Origin of the sequence: Curtobacterium sp. MCPF17_001 (assembly GCF_003234615.1) — a bacterium.
Taxonomy (GTDB): domain Bacteria; phylum Actinomycetota; class Actinomycetes; order Actinomycetales; family Microbacteriaceae; genus Curtobacterium.
Genome location: NZ_QKSL01000009.1, coordinates 101,292 through 116,123, shown reverse-complemented (window position 1 = coordinate 116,123; position 14,832 = coordinate 101,292). Strand labels below are relative to the sequence as shown.

The following is a 14,832-nucleotide window of genomic DNA, read 5'->3' as shown; positions in this document are numbered from 1 at the left end:
GAGTACGAGGGGCCCGTCCCAGTGGGCGGGCCCCTTCCTCCTGGAGAACCATGCAGAAGTCCTTGCTTGCAGCCACTGGAGTGGCAGTCGCGGGAACGTTCGGTGCTTGCGCCCTGGTGCTGGCTGGTCCGGTCACGCCGATCAAGTTCGACGTTGCCCCGGTGACGTCCCTGCTGAATCCACACCTCTCCCAGAACTGGCAGCTCTTCGCGCCGGATCCCATCAGCGATGAGCGCGGTGTGGTTGCTCGCGTGCGGTGCCAAGGCGAGGCGACGGATTGGACCGACATCTCTTCGTCCGCCATCGCGCGGACCCAATCGTCGAGGTTCTTCCCGGATCGTGAGAGCCGGATCGTCAGCAATGCTCTCGTCGAGCGCTTTGCACAGGACGACATCAGCAAACGACTCGAGACCAAGGGCAAGGAAGACCTCGTGCCCTCCGACGTCGGGACCGAGCGACGAGCAGAGCGCGTCCTGGCTCGCTACGCGGCACTGCGGGTGCTGTGCCCATCCGCGATAAACGCTGACGACCAGCCCTCTGCCGTGCAACTTCGATACGTCGTCCAATCGCTCCCGCCGTGGTCGAAGCGCAGCGACGATGCAGCCCGCGCAGAGCCTCGCATCACAGACTCGGAATGGATCCCCTTGTGACCCGCGCGCTTCGTTCCCGAATCCGTGCCGTTGCCGACTGGATGGTGGACGCGCCTCGTGCGACCACCGCCCTGAGCCTGCTCAGGGCGGTCATCGGTGTGGTGTCGGCGGCGCTGTACATCAGGCAGTACGCGGGGCGATCAACGTTCTTCGGTCCGGACGGTGTCTACGGACTCGAAGGCATCCGCGATTACACGGCCGGTATCGGGACCTGGAGCCTCTACGCAGCGTCGGATTCGGTGGTGTTCTTCGAGGTCGTCTTTCACATCGGCCTGGTGGTCGCGCTGCTTGTCACGCTCGGCGCGGGTGGCCGTCCGTTCCTCGCGGCGCACTACGTGCTCCTCTGGTCGCTCTACATGGCGAACCCGGCGTTCATGGACGGTGGCGATGCCTTGGCCGCGTCAGCAGTGCTCTTCCTCTTGCTAACCAGGTGCTACTCGGCGTTCACCATCGTCAAAGGACGTCGAAATCGGGAGGCAGGCCCGTTCGCGTCGGTCCTCAACAACACGGGACTCCTGCTCCTGGTGACCCAGGTGACGGTCGTCTACCTCATGGCTGGGTTGTACAAGGTGCAGGGTGAGCTCTGGCAAGACGGCACGGCCCTGTACTACATCCTCAACGTGCCGGAGTTCTTCCTCCCGGGGATCACCCCGTTGCTCGTGCAGTCCGATTGGTTGATGGTCATCGGTGCATACGTCACTGTCCTCACTTCGGTGTTCTTCCCCGTCCTTGTCTTCTTCCGTGCGGGGAGGCCCGTCGCAGTGACGGCGATGCTCACTTTTCACCTGGCGATTGCCGTGCTCATGGGGCTGACGTCGTTCGCCCTCGTGATGGCCGCGTTTGATCTGCTCTTCGTGAACGCCCACGTCGTCGGTCTCCAGCGCCGCGCTCGGTCGTTGTGGGACGGCGCTGCCGCCCGCATCTCGGCCCGTTTGCAGAGAGAGGGACACAGTGCGGAATCCGCTTGAGAGCTCTGGACACTGGCGCGCAAGTCTTCGCGCCGGCGATGGCTGGAACACGCTCCGTGAGCCCCGCGGGCCGTACGCCTCCGCTTCGTTGCTCGAGTGGGGGAGCATCACGAAAGGACTCGTGGGCACGACGGCCTGGCTCACCCTCGAGGTCGAGCGGCCGGTCGTGCACTACCTCCCCGATGTGCCCGACGCCGAGATGACCGTTGCTGACCTCGTCCACCACACCTCCGGGTTGCCGCGGCTTCCGGCCGCGATCCGCGACAGCTTGTTTCGCGACCCGTACCGAAAGGCCGTCGGCGTTCCCCTGGAGCTGGCGGCCGCGGTACCAGTCGCACCCCGCGGCCGGTTCGTGTACTCGAACCTCGGGTACGCGCTCCTCGGCGCCGTGCTCGACGCCGTGCACGGCGACTGGTTCGCCGCCGTGCGCCAGCAGGTTCTCGAACCGGCGGGGATCAGTACGGCGGTGCTCGTGCCTGCTCCGGCAGAGCGCGTGGTGCCGAGGCTCTTCGGGCGTCCGATCAAGCCGTGGGCTCTCGGGGAGTCGTCGTTCGCGGCTGCCGGCGGCGTCTGGTCCGCGTTCGACGATCTCTGTCGCTATGCCGACTGGGCGCTCGAGCCTGGTGCTGAGCCGGCTCGTTCGGTCAGCTGGCAGCGAGAAGGAGCATCGACCTGGATCAACGGCGAGGTGCGGGCGGCAGGAGCGGTCATCGCCAATGCGGCAGGGATCACCGCCGCGGTCCACACGCTCGCGAAGGCTCCCCATGCGGCCGACACGATCGCCACGGCGCTCATCGAGCAGGAGGCGCGGCGGTGAAGTCCCGCCAGTTCCGTACTGGTTCCTTCCCCCATGAGAAAGTGAGACAGCAAATGGTTTTCGTCGAGATGGTTGCTGCGGTGTTGACCGTGGCCTTCGCCGTGTTGCCCGCGCGCGGTGTGATCGGCCGGAACTCGATCGTCGGTGTTCGTACGCGAGCGACGATGCACGACGCGGCAACCTGGCGCCGAGGGCATCAGGCTGCTGTGCTGCCCACCAGTGTTGCTGCCGGCGGCGTCATCGCGCTCGGGATGGCCGCAGCTGTGACGGGGCGGACGAACGACGTGTCCGCGGTGATCCTCTGCGCCGCCGTGCTGCTTGCGGGAGCGTTCTGGAGCGTCGCCGCTGCGCATCGAGCAATCGGTAGGCAGCTTCGTGCTCCACGCTGCTGGCCCTGTCGGTCCGTCGGTCAGCATTCAGTAGACGAGTGACGCCGGTACCAAGGCGACCTGTCGGTCGGACGGCAGCCGAGCCTCCAGGCCGGATCAAGTGCCGAGCACCTTGCGGACGCGACGAACAGGGCGGCTCGCCTCCTTCCGGAGGTGAGCCGCCCTGCAGCTGGTGTCGTCTAGCGCTCGGACGGGACGGCGGTGCCGACGAGCTCAGCTCGGACGATGGCCGCCCCTGCCGCCAGCGCGCCGAGCTTGTCCAGCGCGGCACCCCGTGCCAGGGGAGCCATTCCGCAGTTGGAGCTGGGGATGAGCTTGTCGGCGTCGACGAACTCCAGGGCACGACGAAGCACCTCCGCGACCTCCTCCGGGGTCTCGACGGTTTCGGTCGCGACGTCGATTGCCCCGAGCATGATCTTCTTCCCACGGATCAGCTCGACGAGCTCGAGCGGGACCTTGGAGTGGATGCACTCGAGCGAGATGATGTCGATCGACGACTGCTGCAGGAGCGGGAACGACTGCTCGTACTGGCGCCACTCCGCCCCGAGCGTCTCCTTCCACTTGTTGTTCGCCTCGATGCCGTAGCCGTAACAGATGTGCACGGCCGTCTCGGCGCGGAGGCCCTCGGCTGCACGTTCGAGTGCGGCGACACCCCAGTCCTGCACCTCGTCGTGGAAGACCGTGAAGGCGGGCTCGTCGAACTGAATGACGTCGACGCCGGCCGCTTCGAGCTCCCGGGCTTCTTGGTTCAAGATCGTGGCGAACTCCCACGCCAGCTTCTCGCGGCTCTTGTAGTGCTGGTCGGAGAGCGTGTCGATCATGGTCATCGGGCCGGGGAGCGCCCACTTGATCGGGCGATCGGTCTGGGCACGCAGGAAGCGAGCGTCGTCCACGAACACGGGCGCCCGGCGGCTGACGGCACCGACGACGGTGGGGACGGCCGCGTCGTACCGGTCACGGATGCGGACGGTCTCCTTGCGCTCGAGGTCAACGCCGTCCAGGTGCTCGATGAACGTCGTGACGAAGTGCTGGCGCGTCTGCTCGCCGTCGCTGACGATGTCGAGGCCGTGCCGCTCCTGCTCATGGACAGCGGCTCGGAGTGCGTCCTGCTTGCCCTCGGTCAGTGCTGCCCCCTCGAGCAGCCAGGGGGACCAGAGTCGCTCGGGCTCGGCGAGCCAGGACGGTTTCGGCAGGCTGCCGACGATCGCGGTGGGCAGGAGGGTGCTCATGTGCAGGTGGTTCCTGTCGGGTGGGGTGTCGGTCAGAGGGAAGGGACGGCGGCGCCTGTGGCCCACCGCTCGAGGAGTGCCCGGTGCGGCGTGACGAGGTGCTCCTCGGTGTACCGGCCCTGGGTGATCGCGAGGCGGCTCCGTTCCTCGCGGTCGTAGGAGACGGAGGGCACCGAGTAGTCCGTGTGCGCGAGGCTCGGGCGGTAGGTGCTCGGAGCGGCCGTGTTCGCGTTGTAGATCTCCGGTCGGTAGATCTTCTGGAACGTCTCCATGGTGCTGATCGTGCCGATGAGCTGCAGGTCCGAGTAGTCGTTGACCAGGTCGCCGCGCGTGTAGAACGCGAGCGGCGCCTTCCCGCCAGCGGGCATGAAGTAGCGCACCTGCATGCCCATCCGACCGAAGTAGTCGTCGGTGAGCGACGAGTGCTCGTGGTCGTACTCGGCCCCGAGGACCGGGTGGACGTACTCCGTCTGCCGGTAGGTCTGGCTCGTGGAGACGCTGATGCAGACCACCGGCTCGGCATCGAACTGCGACCGGAAGGCATTGGACTCGAGGAAGCGCTGGAAGAGCTGCCCGTGCAGCTCGCCGAAGTCCGAAGGGATGCCAGCGCTCTTGTCGAGCGACGGCAGCAGCACGGCGAAGTCGTAGTCGCGGAGGTACGAGGAGAAGTTGTTGCCCAGGATCCCCTGGTGGCGCTCGCCGGTGTGCCGATCGACGATCGTGACGTCGAGCATCTCGAGCAACGGGAACTCGCCCGCGGCACCCCGGTCGACGAAGTGCGCCGTGACCGAGACGATGTCGAGCTCGACGCGGTAGCGATCACCGGCCGAGCTGGCCGAGCTGGCCGAGCCGGCCGAGCCAGCGAGGTCGTTGCAGCGCCGGTCGATCATGTCGAGGGCGGCGCGGAGGTTCTGCTGGCGGTGCTCGCCGCGCGCCAGGTTGGCGAAGTTCGTGGTCAGCCGGGAGCTGTCCGACGGGGAGTAGTCCTCGTCGAACCGTGTCCTGGTGATGCTGAAGGTGAGGTCGTTCGCCATGGTCGGCAGTCCGTACGTCGAGTGCCCGGGGGCTCGGGGAAGGTGTCCCACGATCATGACTGCAGGCGCGGGTCATCAGGTAATACCGAGGCGCTATGCGCCGGTATAGCCTGCGCCTATGGCCCGGGTCTCGAACGACATCACCCTGCAACAGCTCCGGTACTTCATCGAGGTCGCAACGGAGGGCTCGATCAGCGCGGCAGCCGACTTGCTCTACGTCGCGCAGCCGACGCTGTCCGCGGCGATGAAGGACCTCGAGACGCGGATCGGACGCCCGCTCTTCACCCGCTCGGCCCGGGGGGTCGTGCTCACCGTCGACGGCGTTGAGTTCCTCGGCTACGCACGACAGGTCGTCGAGCAGGTCTCCCTCCTCGAGCAGCGCTACGTCGGTGGGCAGCCCTCGCGTCGGCTGCTCGGGGTGTCGGCGCAGCACTACTCGTTCGCCGTGGAGGCCTTCGTCCGGATGGTCGAGGCGGCGGCTGCGGACGAGTACGAGTTCTCGCTCCGTGAGACGCGTACCTGGGACATCATCGAGGACGTCCGCACGCTGCGCAGCGAGGTGGGCATCCTCTACCGCAACGACTTCAACCGCCAGGTCCTCGGCAAGCTGATGCGTGACGCCGGCGTCGTGTTCACCCCGCTCTTCGTCGCGCAACCACACATCTTCGTCGCCCGGCGGAACCCGCTCGCGTCACGGGAGCGCGCGACCCTCGCCGACCTCGCCGACCTGCCTCGGCTGACGTTCGACCAGGGCGCGAACAACTCCTTCTACCTGGCGGAGGAGATCCTGTCGACGATGTCGAGCAAGCGGGAGATCCGCGTCTCGGACCGGGCGACGATCTTCAACCTCATGATCGGCCTGGGCGGGTACACGATCTCGACCGGCCTCATCAGTGACGACCTCGACCCGGAGATCGTCGCCATCCCGCTCGACGTCGACGAACGCATCGAGATCGGGTGGATCGCCCACGCCTCGGTGCCCCTGACCGTGCAGGCGCAGGCCTACCTGGACGAGCTGCGAGCGGTGGTCATCGGCTACGGCGTCGAGCCGCTCGGGTAGGCGGGCCGCTACCTCGCGGGAACGGGCAGGATCCGCCGCCGACCGAGGTCGTCGAGGAGCTCTACGAGCCGGTCCGCCGAGTCGTGGCACTCCGCGAACCCCGCCTGCCGGATCTTGATCAGGGACGAGACGTTGTCCCACGTCGAGTTCAGGATCATGTCCGCGAACCGCCAGTCGACGAGGTCCGCGTACGGGGTGGCGACCAACCCGTGCCGTTCGACCATCCGCTGCCACAGGTCCTCCCGGGAGGGCATCACCTGCGCGAGTTCCATCGACTGGGGTTCGGCGAGGTCCAGGCCGTGGTGGGCGGCGAGGCGTTCGAACAGGTGGCTCCAGCGGACGACGTCGCCGTTCGTGACGTTGAACGCCTGCCCGGCTGCAGCCGGCGCAGTGCCGGCCCAGTCGGTGGCACGGGCGAGGAGCTCCGCGTCCGTCATCTGGTAGAAGATCCCGTCGTACGTGGTGCGGGCGCCGGGGAACCGCAGCGGCAGCCCGAGCTCCTTCGTCATGCTCACGTACGTCCCGATCGCCATGAGCAGGTTCATGGGCGTGCCCTGCGCGTACCCGATCACGGCCTCGGGCCGGAGCACGGTCATCGCGAAGCCTCGGGAGGCTGCGCGCTCGCGGAGCAGGTCCTCCTGGTCGTAGTAGAAGTTCGGCACCATCAGGCGCGGGTCGTCCTCCTTCGCCGGCGTCCTGAAGCGCCCGAGGTGTGCCCCGTAGTACTTCATCCCCTGGTAGAGGGTGACGTGCCGGAGCGGAGCGCCGAGACGGTCGAGGGCGTCGAGCGTGTTCTCGAGGAGGGCGACGTTCGGGGCGATCTGCTCGGCGAGGTCCGCGTGCTCCACGTACGCGGCGAACGCGAGACGCGTCGTGTCGGCAGCCGGGCGCAGTCCGTCGACCGCCGCCTCGGCGTCGGACAGGTCGACCGGCAGGTGGTCCCACCCGGACACGGGCCCCTGCGGAGCGCGACGACTGGCCCCACGGGTGCGGACACCACGGCGGGCGAAGTGCTCCACGACGCTGCGCCCGACGACACCACCGGCTCCGACGATGAGGACCACGTCGCTGCTGTCGGTGGGTGTCCCTGCGGCGGGCGATCCGTCGGTCATGATGCGGCTCCTGTCGGGTGGTGAACGCTGCGCAGCTGCTGCCGCGCCGGTGCCGATCCTGCCCGGCGGACCCCGGCCGCAGTCCAGGAACGGTCCGCGACGAGCGACGGACGGGAGGCACGGTGCCAGCTGACACCGTGCCTCCCGTCCGTCACACCGACCGCCCGGCGTCGAGACGCACCGCCTCATGCGACAGCGAGGGCGACCGAGCGCATGGCTGCTCCGCGGAGGACGCCGTCGTGCCCGAAGCCACCGCCGGCGCCGGGGGAGCCCGTGACCTCGACACACCGATTCGTGGAGTCCTCGTCAGGATCGCCCCGCACCCGACACTTCTGTAGTGAGAGGGGGCATCCGTGGAAGAGGACACCGAAGCCGACGCAGCATTGACTCGTCGGCTCGCGAGCGGGGAACGGACGGCGTTGGCCGACGCGTTCGACCGGTTCGCGCCGACACTGACCCGGTACGCGTGGGCACTGGCCGGCAGCAGGCAGGACGTCGAGGAGCTCGTGCAGGACACGTTCCTGACGCTCTGGCAGAAGGGCGGCGAACTCGACCTCGCGACGAGCGCACTGCTGCCGTGGTTGCTGGTCGTGTGCCGGAACCACGCACGCAACCAGTCCCGGCGCCTCGCGAAGGGGGCCGCTGACGAGCTCCCCGAGGACCTGCCGACGCCGCCCGACGCCGACGAGGCCCGCGAACGCCTGCGCTGGGTCCGCGACGAGATCGCGACCCTGGCCCCGACGGACCAGCGCATCTGCGAACTCTGCCTGCTCGAGGGGCACTCGTACGCGGAGGCTGCGCAGATCCTCGGCCTCAGCGTCGGGGCCGTCACCCAGCGGGTCTCCCGCTCGCGCGCACGACTGAAGAAGGCGGTGATGCACGATGAACACTGAGCCCCCCACCGGAGACGACCTGCAGCGGATGCTCGTCTCGATGAAGCAGACCGTCCTCGACCGCGCCGAGGACCGTCGCCCTGCACCGCACCGACGAGGCCGCCGTGCCGGCATCGCCATCGGCGTGATCGCCCTGCTCGGCCTCGGTGCCACGAGCGGCGGTGTGGCCCTCGGGATGATCCCGCAGCCCTTCACTGCATCGGCACCGGCTCCTGCCCCGAGCCCTTCCGAACCGGCGATGCCCAGCACCCCGGCGTCCGCACCGGTCCAGGAGACGCCGGACCCCGTGCCGACACCGACCCCCACGCCGACACCCGTGGCGCGTGCGGGCACGCTGCCGACGGACTGCCGGGCGCTCGTCCCGGCGTCCGAGTACGACCGGCTGTTCGGTTCGACGCCGCTCCAGAACCCTGCCGGCAGCGAGGCGGGCAGTGACGGAGACCACCAGCCGACCGTGGACCTCTCGTGCATCTGGCGGGACCCGCGTGCGGACGTCAGCGGGCTCAGCGTCGACCTCGGCTCCGACACCGCCGAGACGATCGCGGACTACGAGAGCCTCCTCGTGCGGACCGGGTACACCTGCTCGGACAGCGGCGCTGGTCGGCTGTGCCGGATGACGCGGGCGGACGAGGTCTACCCGGTCGACACCACGTTCACCTTCTACTCGGAGGGATCGACCTGGTTGCTCATCCGCCAGACCAACTTCCCTACGAACGGTCTGCTCCCCGCGATCCAGCAGGAGGTCTGGGGGTAGCGGTGCCGGGGGAAGGCCGAGGTCGCGAGGGCGACGACGGGCGGGAAGCAGCCATTGGGGGGTGCTTCCCGCCCGTCGCGCAGATCACGCGGGTCCTGGGCCGTCCCGATCCTGCGTCCGCGTAGCGTCCCGCGCACCACGTCACCGACCCAGGGAGTCACCTCATGTCCGAGAACAACACCGTCATCCGCAGCATGCACGACCTCGGCCTCGCGGCCTGGTTCGGAGGTCAGCTCATGGGCGCGATCGGCCTCAACGGTGCCGCCGCCGGGGCGAAGGACCCTGTCGAGCGCCTCACCCTGTCGTCCGTCGGGTGGGCGAAGTGGGCGCCGGTGCAGCTCGCGGCGCTCGCGGTCCACAGCGTCGGTGGGATCGGGCTGATCATCGCGAACCGCGACCGTCTCGGTGTCCAGCAGGGCGCACGCACGAACACGGGCCTGAAGCTGGCGCTGACCGGGGCCGCCCTGGTCACGACGTTCTGGTCGGCTGCGGTCGGCAAGAAGATGGCCGAGCACGCCCGGGAGGGCGCCACGGGCACGACCGAGCCGAACGCGAACGCGTCGGACGCGCTCAAGGCGGCGCAGGGGCAGCAGAAGATCCTGCAGTGGGCCACGCCGGTCCTGACCGGTGTGCTGCTGGTGATGGGCGCGCAGCAGGGCGAGCAGCAGCGTTCGAAGGCCGGCATCCTCGACAAGTGGCGTCGCTGACCAGGCCGGCTCCACGTCCGGACGGGAGGCGCGGTGCCAGCTGGCACCGCACCTCCCGTCCGTCACGTCGACGGCCGTGGTGCACCACCAGCAGGAGGACCGCTCACTGCCCGGGGATCGCGACGATCCGCTCGTGGTCCCAGGGCTCGGTCCACCCGACCCGGTCGAACAGGCCGTCCAGCAGTGTCGCGGTGAAGCCCCACACGACGTACGACCCGGAGTCGGCGTGGACGGTGAACGCCGGCCCGCGCCAGGTGCGACCCGCCCGACGGAACACGGTGGTGCCGCGGTTCGCCGCGTCGAGCAGGTCGGCGACCGGGGTGCGGAAGACAGCGGCGGATTCGGCTTCGTCCACCACGCGGATCGGGGACGGCGCGCGCCACCAGCCGAGCACCGGCGTGACCAGGTGCCGGGAGTGCGCCAGCGGCACGGGTGCAGCCGACCCGAGCACGTCGACGCCCGTGACGTCCAGGCCGGTCTCCTCACGTGCCTCCCGGAGTGCGGCAGCCACGACGTCGGTGTCACCGGGGTCGACGCGTCCGCCGGGGAAGGCCACCTCTCCGGCGTGGGAGCGCAGGGTGCTGGCGCGGGCGAGGAGGAGGACGTCCAGGTCCCGTGAGACCTCGGCCGCTCGTGCCGGTCGCTCGCTCGGCACGCGGTCGAGCGGGCCGAACAGCAGGAGCACCGCAGCCTGCCGTGGGTCGGGTGTCGACGGCATGCCGCTGACCAGCGGTGCGGCGCCGGGGGCGACGGCCGCCGCGAGCTGCGCCCGCGCGGTCACGACGCGAGCCGGTGGAAGCGGGCGGACGACGTGCTGGGCAGGACCACTCCGTCAGCCTAGGCATGTGTCGGGAGCGCTGCCCGTTGCCCACGGCGGGCGCGGTGCGCGAGACTCGGGGCATGGGGAACGAGGGAACAGGCCGATCAGAGGTCGTGGCCGTCAGCCGCGACCACGACCACCGGTTCAGCAAGCCCGTCGTCGACGAGGTGACGCTCGTCGAGGGGTGGGGCATCGAGGGCGATGCACACGCCGGGACGACCGTGCAGCACCGGTCCCGCGTCGCTCGGGACCCCTCGCAACCGAACCTGCGTCAGGTGCACCTGATCCACGCCGAGCTGTTCGACGAGCTCGACGCGTCGGGCTACGTCGTCGAGCCCGGTCAACTCGGCGAGAACGTCACCACCCGCGGGGTCGACCTGCTCGGGCTGCCCACCGGAGCGCTGCTCCACCTGGGCGACGACGCGTGCGTGCGGGTCACGGGCCTCCGGAACCCGTGCCAGCAGATCAACGGGTTCGAGCCGGGGCTGCTCCGCCAGGTGCTCGGCCGGGACGAGGACGGGTCCGTCTCGCGCAGGGGCGGAGTGATGGGCGTCGTCGTGACCGGGGGAGTCGTCCGGCCCGGCGACGGGGTGCGGGTCGAGCTGCCCGAGGGCGACCTCCAGCCGCTTAGTCCGGTGTGACGACGGGAGCGGTGCCCGGTCCGCCGTAGAATCCCGTGTGATCTCCGAGCGTCTCGAACCCAGCGGCATCGACCCGGCGGACCTGAGCGTCACGCTCCGGGTCCTCGAGCAGCTCACCGACATCGACGAGACGCACGCTGACTTCGTCCGCGTGCGTCAGGCGACGGCGAAGATGTTCAAGGCCGTGAAGCGCGCCCACCGTCTCGAGAAGCGGGCCGTCGTCGCCGACGCGGATCGTCGCGTCATCGCCGCCACCGCGACCGGTGCGTCCGACCGCATCGACGACGAGACCCGCGGCATCCCGATCAGCACCTCGTCCGGGTCGTCCACCGCCGGCACCCTGCTGAAGTCCCGCCCCTGCTACATCTGCAAGCAGCACTACACGCTGGTCGACGCGTTCTACCACCAGCTGTGCCCCCGCTGCGCTGCGATGAGCCACGCCAAGCGCGACGCCCGGACCGACCTGACCGGCAAGCGGGCGCTGCTCACCGGCGGACGCGCGAAGATCGGCATGTACATCGCGCTCCGGCTGCTGCGCGACGGGGCGCACACCACCATCACCACGCGGTTCCCCCGCGACGCGGTGCGCCGGTTCGCGAGCCTGCCCGACTCCGCCGAGTGGATGTCGCGCCTGAAGGTGGTCGGCATCGACCTGCGTGATCCCGCCCAGGTCATCGGGCTCGCCGAGGACGTCGCCGCGGCCGGCCCGCTCGACATCCTGATCAACAACGCCACGCAGACGGTGCGCCGGTCGACCGGGGCGTACCAGCCCCTCGTCGACGCCGAACTCGCACCGCTCCCGGACGGCCCGCTGCCGGAGCTGGTCACCTTCGGTCACACGAACGACCGGCACCCGCAGGCCCTCGCACGTTCGGTCACGGCGCACCCGATCCTCGCCGCCGCCGCAGCCCGTGCGGACGAGCTCACCGAGCAGGCGATGGCGCCGGGTTCGAGTTCGCTCGAGCGGCACGCCGCGGGCACCGCGATCGACGCCGGTGGGCTCGTGCCGGACCTGCACGACGAGAACTCCTGGACGCAACGCGTCGACGAGGTCGACCCGCTCGAGATGCTCGAGGTCCAGCTCGCCAACACGACGGCACCGTTCATCCTCATCTCGAAGCTGCGTCCCGCGATGGCGGCGAGCGCTGCGCGGCGCACGTACATCGTCAACGTGAGTGCCATGGAGGGGGTGTTCGGTCGTGCCTACAAGGGGCCGGGGCATCCGCACACGAACATGGCGAAGGCCGCCGTCAACATGCTCACGCGGACGAGCGCGCAGGAGGTGTTCGAGACCGACGGCATCCTGATGACGAGCGTCGACACCGGTTGGATCACCGACGAACGTCCGCACCCGACGAAGGTCCGGCTGGCGGAGGAGGGCTTCCACGCCCCGCTCGACCTGGTCGACGGAGCCGCCCGCGTGTACGACCCGATCGTGCGCGGCGAGGCGGGCGAGGACCTGTTCGGTGTCTTCCTGAAGGACTACGCCCCGAGCTCGTGGTGACCGTCGCGGTCAGTCCTCGATGGGCTTCTGCGTCAGGGTGAACGTCAGGCCGCTGAGGTCGATCGTCTGGTCCTCGCCCGTGGTGACGTCCGACGACAACCCGATCGTGGCGGTGACGTCGAGGACCGAGACGCCCGCCGAGGGCCGCACGAGCCACGAGGTCCGACCGGCCGGGGTGAGCACCGCGCTGTCGGAGGTGACGGCGAGTGAACTGGTGACGGCCTGCCGGAGTTCGGCGTCCCCGGTGATGTCCAGCGGCGTCCAGCTCAGGTCGGCCGACAGGTCGTCGCCGGTGGCCGTGACGTCGAACGTCTGGTGGAACTGGTACGCGTTCCCCGGAACCATCCGGACCGCGGAGATGTCGACCGGGTCCGAGCGACCGTTCGTGATGTCCGTCCAGACGCCGTCCGGGTTCGCCGTCAGGGCGAGGTCCCCCGCGTGCACGGTCGACGAGCGGGTGCTCGCGTCGGCGTTCCAGAGGGCGAAGCTGCCGGCGCCGCCGAGCAGCAGCGTGATGCCGGTGGCGGCGGCGATGGTGCCGGTGACGATCGAGCGCACGGGGTTCCGTTCGGTCCGGGGAGGCGCGGGATGTCCTGAACCTACTGGTCCCCCGAAGTGCGGACACGGGCACCATCCACTTCACCGGCCCCCAGAACGCGGGACAGTGGCTGCACCTGTGGGTTCCTTCACACGTCCGTGCGGGGACGGGAGGATCGTGCCCGGCTCCCCGGGGCGGCGAGCCTAGCGTGGAGCGGCCATGACAGCTGAACACCGCACCCCCGTCGAGCCCGATGCGGCTCCCCAGCCCGACCCGAACCGCTGGAAGGCGCTCGTCATCTGCCTGCTCGGCGGTGGGATCGTGCTGCTCGACGTGTCGATCGTCAACGTCGCGCTGCAGTCCATCTCGACCGGGCTGCCGGGCACGACCCCCGAGGCCGTGCAGTGGATCCTCTCCGGGTACGCCCTGTCGTTCGGCCTGCTGCTCGTCCCCGGCGGGCGGCTCGGCGACGCGACCGGACGCCGCCGGATGTTCGTCATCGGTGTCGGCCTGTTCACGCTCGCCAGCGCCCTCTGCGGTTTCGCCCCGAACGGCCTGGTCCTGGTGATCGCCCGGCTGGTGCAGGGCCTCGCCGGTGGTCTGCTCACCCCGCAGGTCACCGCGCTGATCCAGCAGCTGTTCCGCGGCAAGGAGCGTGGCACCGCGTTCGGGCTCTTCGGCGCGACCGTCGGCATCGCGACCGCGATCGGTCCGCTGATCGGCGGCCTGCTCATCACGGCCTTCGGCACCGAGAACGGGTGGCGGTTCGTCTTCTTCGTGAACCTGCCCGTGGGACTCGTCACGATCCTCCTGGCCTTCCGCTACCTGCCGGCGCCCTCGGGCGCCGAGCGGGGCAAGAAGCACGACTTCGACCCGGTCGGCATCGCGCTGCTGGGTGCGGCGGTGGTCGCTCTGCTGCTGCCCTTCGTGCAGTCGCAGGTGTGGAAGGGCAACGCGAAGTGGTGGCTGATCGTCGTCGCCGTCGTGTTCGGCGTGCTGTTCGTCCTGTGGGAGCGGCACTACCAGCGGACGAAGGAGCCAGTGGTCGACCTGCGACTCTTCCGCCGACGGTCGTTCTCGCTGGGTGTCGGTCTGGCGACGGTCTACTTCGCCGGTTTCACGCCGCTGTTCTTCGTCCTGACGCTCGCCCTGCAGTCCGGGCTGCACTACTCGGCGCTGACGGCCGGTCTGTCGACGGTGCCGTTCGCGATCGGGTCGGGTGTCGCCTCCACCGTCGGTGGCCGCGTCGTGCACCGGTTCGGGCGGCAGCTCATCGTCATCGGGACGATCCTGGTGCTCATCGGCCTCGGCGTCGTGGTCTGGGTGGTCGCGAACCACTTCGAGGCCGACCTGGGCTGGTGGCTCGTCCTGCCGCTGCTCGTCGCGGGCATCGGCTCTGGCCTGACCATCTCCCCGAACCAGACCCTCACGCTGTCCGAGGTTCCGGTCGAACAGGGCGGCTCGGCGGGCGGGCTCATCCAGGTCGGTGCCCGTGTCGGTTCGGCGGTCGGGATCGCCGCGGTCGGCAGTGTCTTCTACTCGACGCTCGCGACGTCGCACGGTGACTACGCGACGGGCCTGCCGCTCGGACTCGCGGTGTCGCTCGGCTTCGTCGGGGCCGCGCTGCTCGCCGGCATCATCGACGTCGTCGTCGGCAAGGTGCGGGGAACCGAGGCGTCGGTCTGACGGTCGCCCGCCCGTCTGCCGCGTCGTCCG

At 69.6% G+C, this 14,832-nt stretch carries 16 protein-coding genes; 11 read left to right on the top strand and 5 right to left on the bottom strand.

Going from position 1 to position 14,832, the window contains the following annotated elements:
- Positions 1-50 precede the first annotated feature (50 nt).
- Genes DEJ24_RS10305 through DEJ24_RS10290 form a run of 4 tightly spaced genes read left to right on the top strand, consistent with a single transcriptional unit; the run spans position 51 to position 2,866 of the window.
- Positions 51-650 (top strand): DUF5819 family protein, encoded by a 600-nt coding sequence (locus tag DEJ24_RS10305; RefSeq protein ID WP_146245972.1) that lies wholly within the window; start codon positions 51-53, stop codon positions 648-650.
- Positions 647-1,618 (top strand): HTTM domain-containing protein, encoded by a 972-nt coding sequence (locus DEJ24_RS10300; RefSeq protein WP_181436580.1) that lies wholly within the window; start codon positions 647-649, stop codon positions 1,616-1,618. Before DEJ24_RS10305 ends, DEJ24_RS10300 begins: the two co-directional genes overlap by 4 nt.
- Positions 1,602-2,435: a serine hydrolase gene (locus tag DEJ24_RS10295; protein ID WP_258374783.1), complete on the top strand. Its 834-nt coding sequence runs from the start codon at positions 1,602-1,604 to the stop codon at positions 2,433-2,435. Before DEJ24_RS10300 ends, DEJ24_RS10295 begins: the two co-directional genes overlap by 17 nt.
- Positions 2,432-2,866, top strand: coding sequence for an SdpI family protein (locus DEJ24_RS10290; RefSeq protein WP_111078544.1), 435 nt, complete (start codon positions 2,432-2,434; stop codon positions 2,864-2,866). Before DEJ24_RS10295 ends, DEJ24_RS10290 begins: the two co-directional genes overlap by 4 nt.
- 137 nt (positions 2,867-3,003) lie before the next feature.
- Here the strand turns inward: DEJ24_RS10290 and DEJ24_RS10285 are convergent, their stop codons facing one another.
- Together DEJ24_RS10285 and DEJ24_RS10280 are read right to left on the bottom strand one after the other, a co-directional pair.
- Complete coding sequence (locus DEJ24_RS10285) at positions 3,004-4,053, bottom strand: methionine synthase (protein WP_111078543.1); 1,050 nt, start codon at positions 4,051-4,053, stop codon at positions 3,004-3,006.
- Positions 4,054-4,085: 32 nt separating this feature from the next.
- Positions 4,086-5,087 carry a putative oxygenase MesX gene (locus DEJ24_RS10280; RefSeq protein ID WP_111078542.1) on the bottom strand — a complete coding sequence of 334 codons (1,002 nt, stop codon included), beginning with the start codon at positions 5,085-5,087 and terminating at the stop codon, positions 4,086-4,088.
- Between the two features lie 118 nt (positions 5,088-5,205).
- On the opposite strand from DEJ24_RS10280, the gene DEJ24_RS10275 reads away from it, so the two are divergent.
- Positions 5,206-6,147: a LysR family transcriptional regulator gene (locus DEJ24_RS10275; protein ID WP_111043938.1), complete on the top strand. Its 942-nt coding sequence runs from the start codon at positions 5,206-5,208 to the stop codon at positions 6,145-6,147.
- A gap of 8 nt (positions 6,148-6,155) precedes the next feature.
- Here the strand turns inward: DEJ24_RS10275 and DEJ24_RS10270 are convergent, their stop codons facing one another.
- Positions 6,156-7,259, bottom strand: coding sequence for an SDR family oxidoreductase (locus tag DEJ24_RS10270; RefSeq protein ID WP_111078541.1), 1,104 nt, complete (start codon positions 7,257-7,259; stop codon positions 6,156-6,158).
- 353 nt (positions 7,260-7,612) lie between these two features.
- Here DEJ24_RS10270 and DEJ24_RS10265 point away from each other — a divergent pair, with 353 nt between their 5' ends.
- From DEJ24_RS10265 to DEJ24_RS10255, 3 genes are all read left to right on the top strand, one after another.
- Positions 7,613-8,152, top strand: a complete 540-nt coding sequence (locus DEJ24_RS10265; protein ID WP_110904174.1) for an RNA polymerase sigma factor — start codon at positions 7,613-7,615, stop codon at positions 8,150-8,152.
- Complete coding sequence (locus DEJ24_RS16900) at positions 8,142-8,906, top strand: hypothetical protein (RefSeq protein WP_181432788.1); 765 nt, start codon at positions 8,142-8,144, stop codon at positions 8,904-8,906. The genes DEJ24_RS10265 and DEJ24_RS16900 overlap by 11 nt, the downstream gene beginning before the upstream one ends.
- Positions 8,907-9,070: 164 nt before the next feature.
- Entirely contained in the window at positions 9,071-9,613 is a 543-nt protein-coding gene (locus DEJ24_RS10255; RefSeq protein ID WP_111078540.1) for a hypothetical protein, read from the top strand.
- A 103-nt stretch (positions 9,614-9,716) separates the two neighbouring features.
- Here DEJ24_RS10255 and DEJ24_RS10250 read toward each other — a convergent pair whose 3' ends face one another.
- Positions 9,717-10,331 carry a CoA pyrophosphatase gene (locus DEJ24_RS10250; RefSeq protein ID WP_111078591.1) on the bottom strand — a complete coding sequence of 205 codons (615 nt, stop codon included), beginning with the start codon at positions 10,329-10,331 and terminating at the stop codon, positions 9,717-9,719.
- Between the two features lie 182 nt (positions 10,332-10,513).
- Between DEJ24_RS10250 and DEJ24_RS10245 the strand changes: the two genes are divergently transcribed.
- Together DEJ24_RS10245 and DEJ24_RS10240 are read left to right on the top strand one after the other, a co-directional pair.
- The gene (locus tag DEJ24_RS10245) at positions 10,514-11,074 is read left to right on the top strand and encodes an MOSC domain-containing protein (protein WP_111078539.1); all 561 of its coding nucleotides are present in this window, start codon (positions 10,514-10,516) and stop codon (positions 11,072-11,074) included.
- 37 nt (positions 11,075-11,111) lie between these two features.
- Entirely contained in the window at positions 11,112-12,578 is a 1,467-nt protein-coding gene (locus DEJ24_RS10240) for an SDR family oxidoreductase (RefSeq protein ID WP_111043943.1), read from the top strand.
- Between the two features lie 9 nt (positions 12,579-12,587).
- On the opposite strand, the gene DEJ24_RS10235 is transcribed toward DEJ24_RS10240, so the two are convergent.
- Positions 12,588-13,136 (bottom strand): alternate-type signal peptide domain-containing protein, encoded by a 549-nt coding sequence (locus DEJ24_RS10235; protein ID WP_111078538.1) that lies wholly within the window; start codon positions 13,134-13,136, stop codon positions 12,588-12,590.
- A gap of 199 nt (positions 13,137-13,335) precedes the next feature.
- On the opposite strand from DEJ24_RS10235, the gene DEJ24_RS10230 reads away from it, so the two are divergent.
- A complete protein-coding gene (locus tag DEJ24_RS10230; protein ID WP_111078537.1) occupies positions 13,336-14,802 on the top strand; it encodes an MFS transporter in 1,467 nt (488 codons plus the stop codon).
- Positions 14,803-14,832 lie beyond the last annotated feature (30 nt).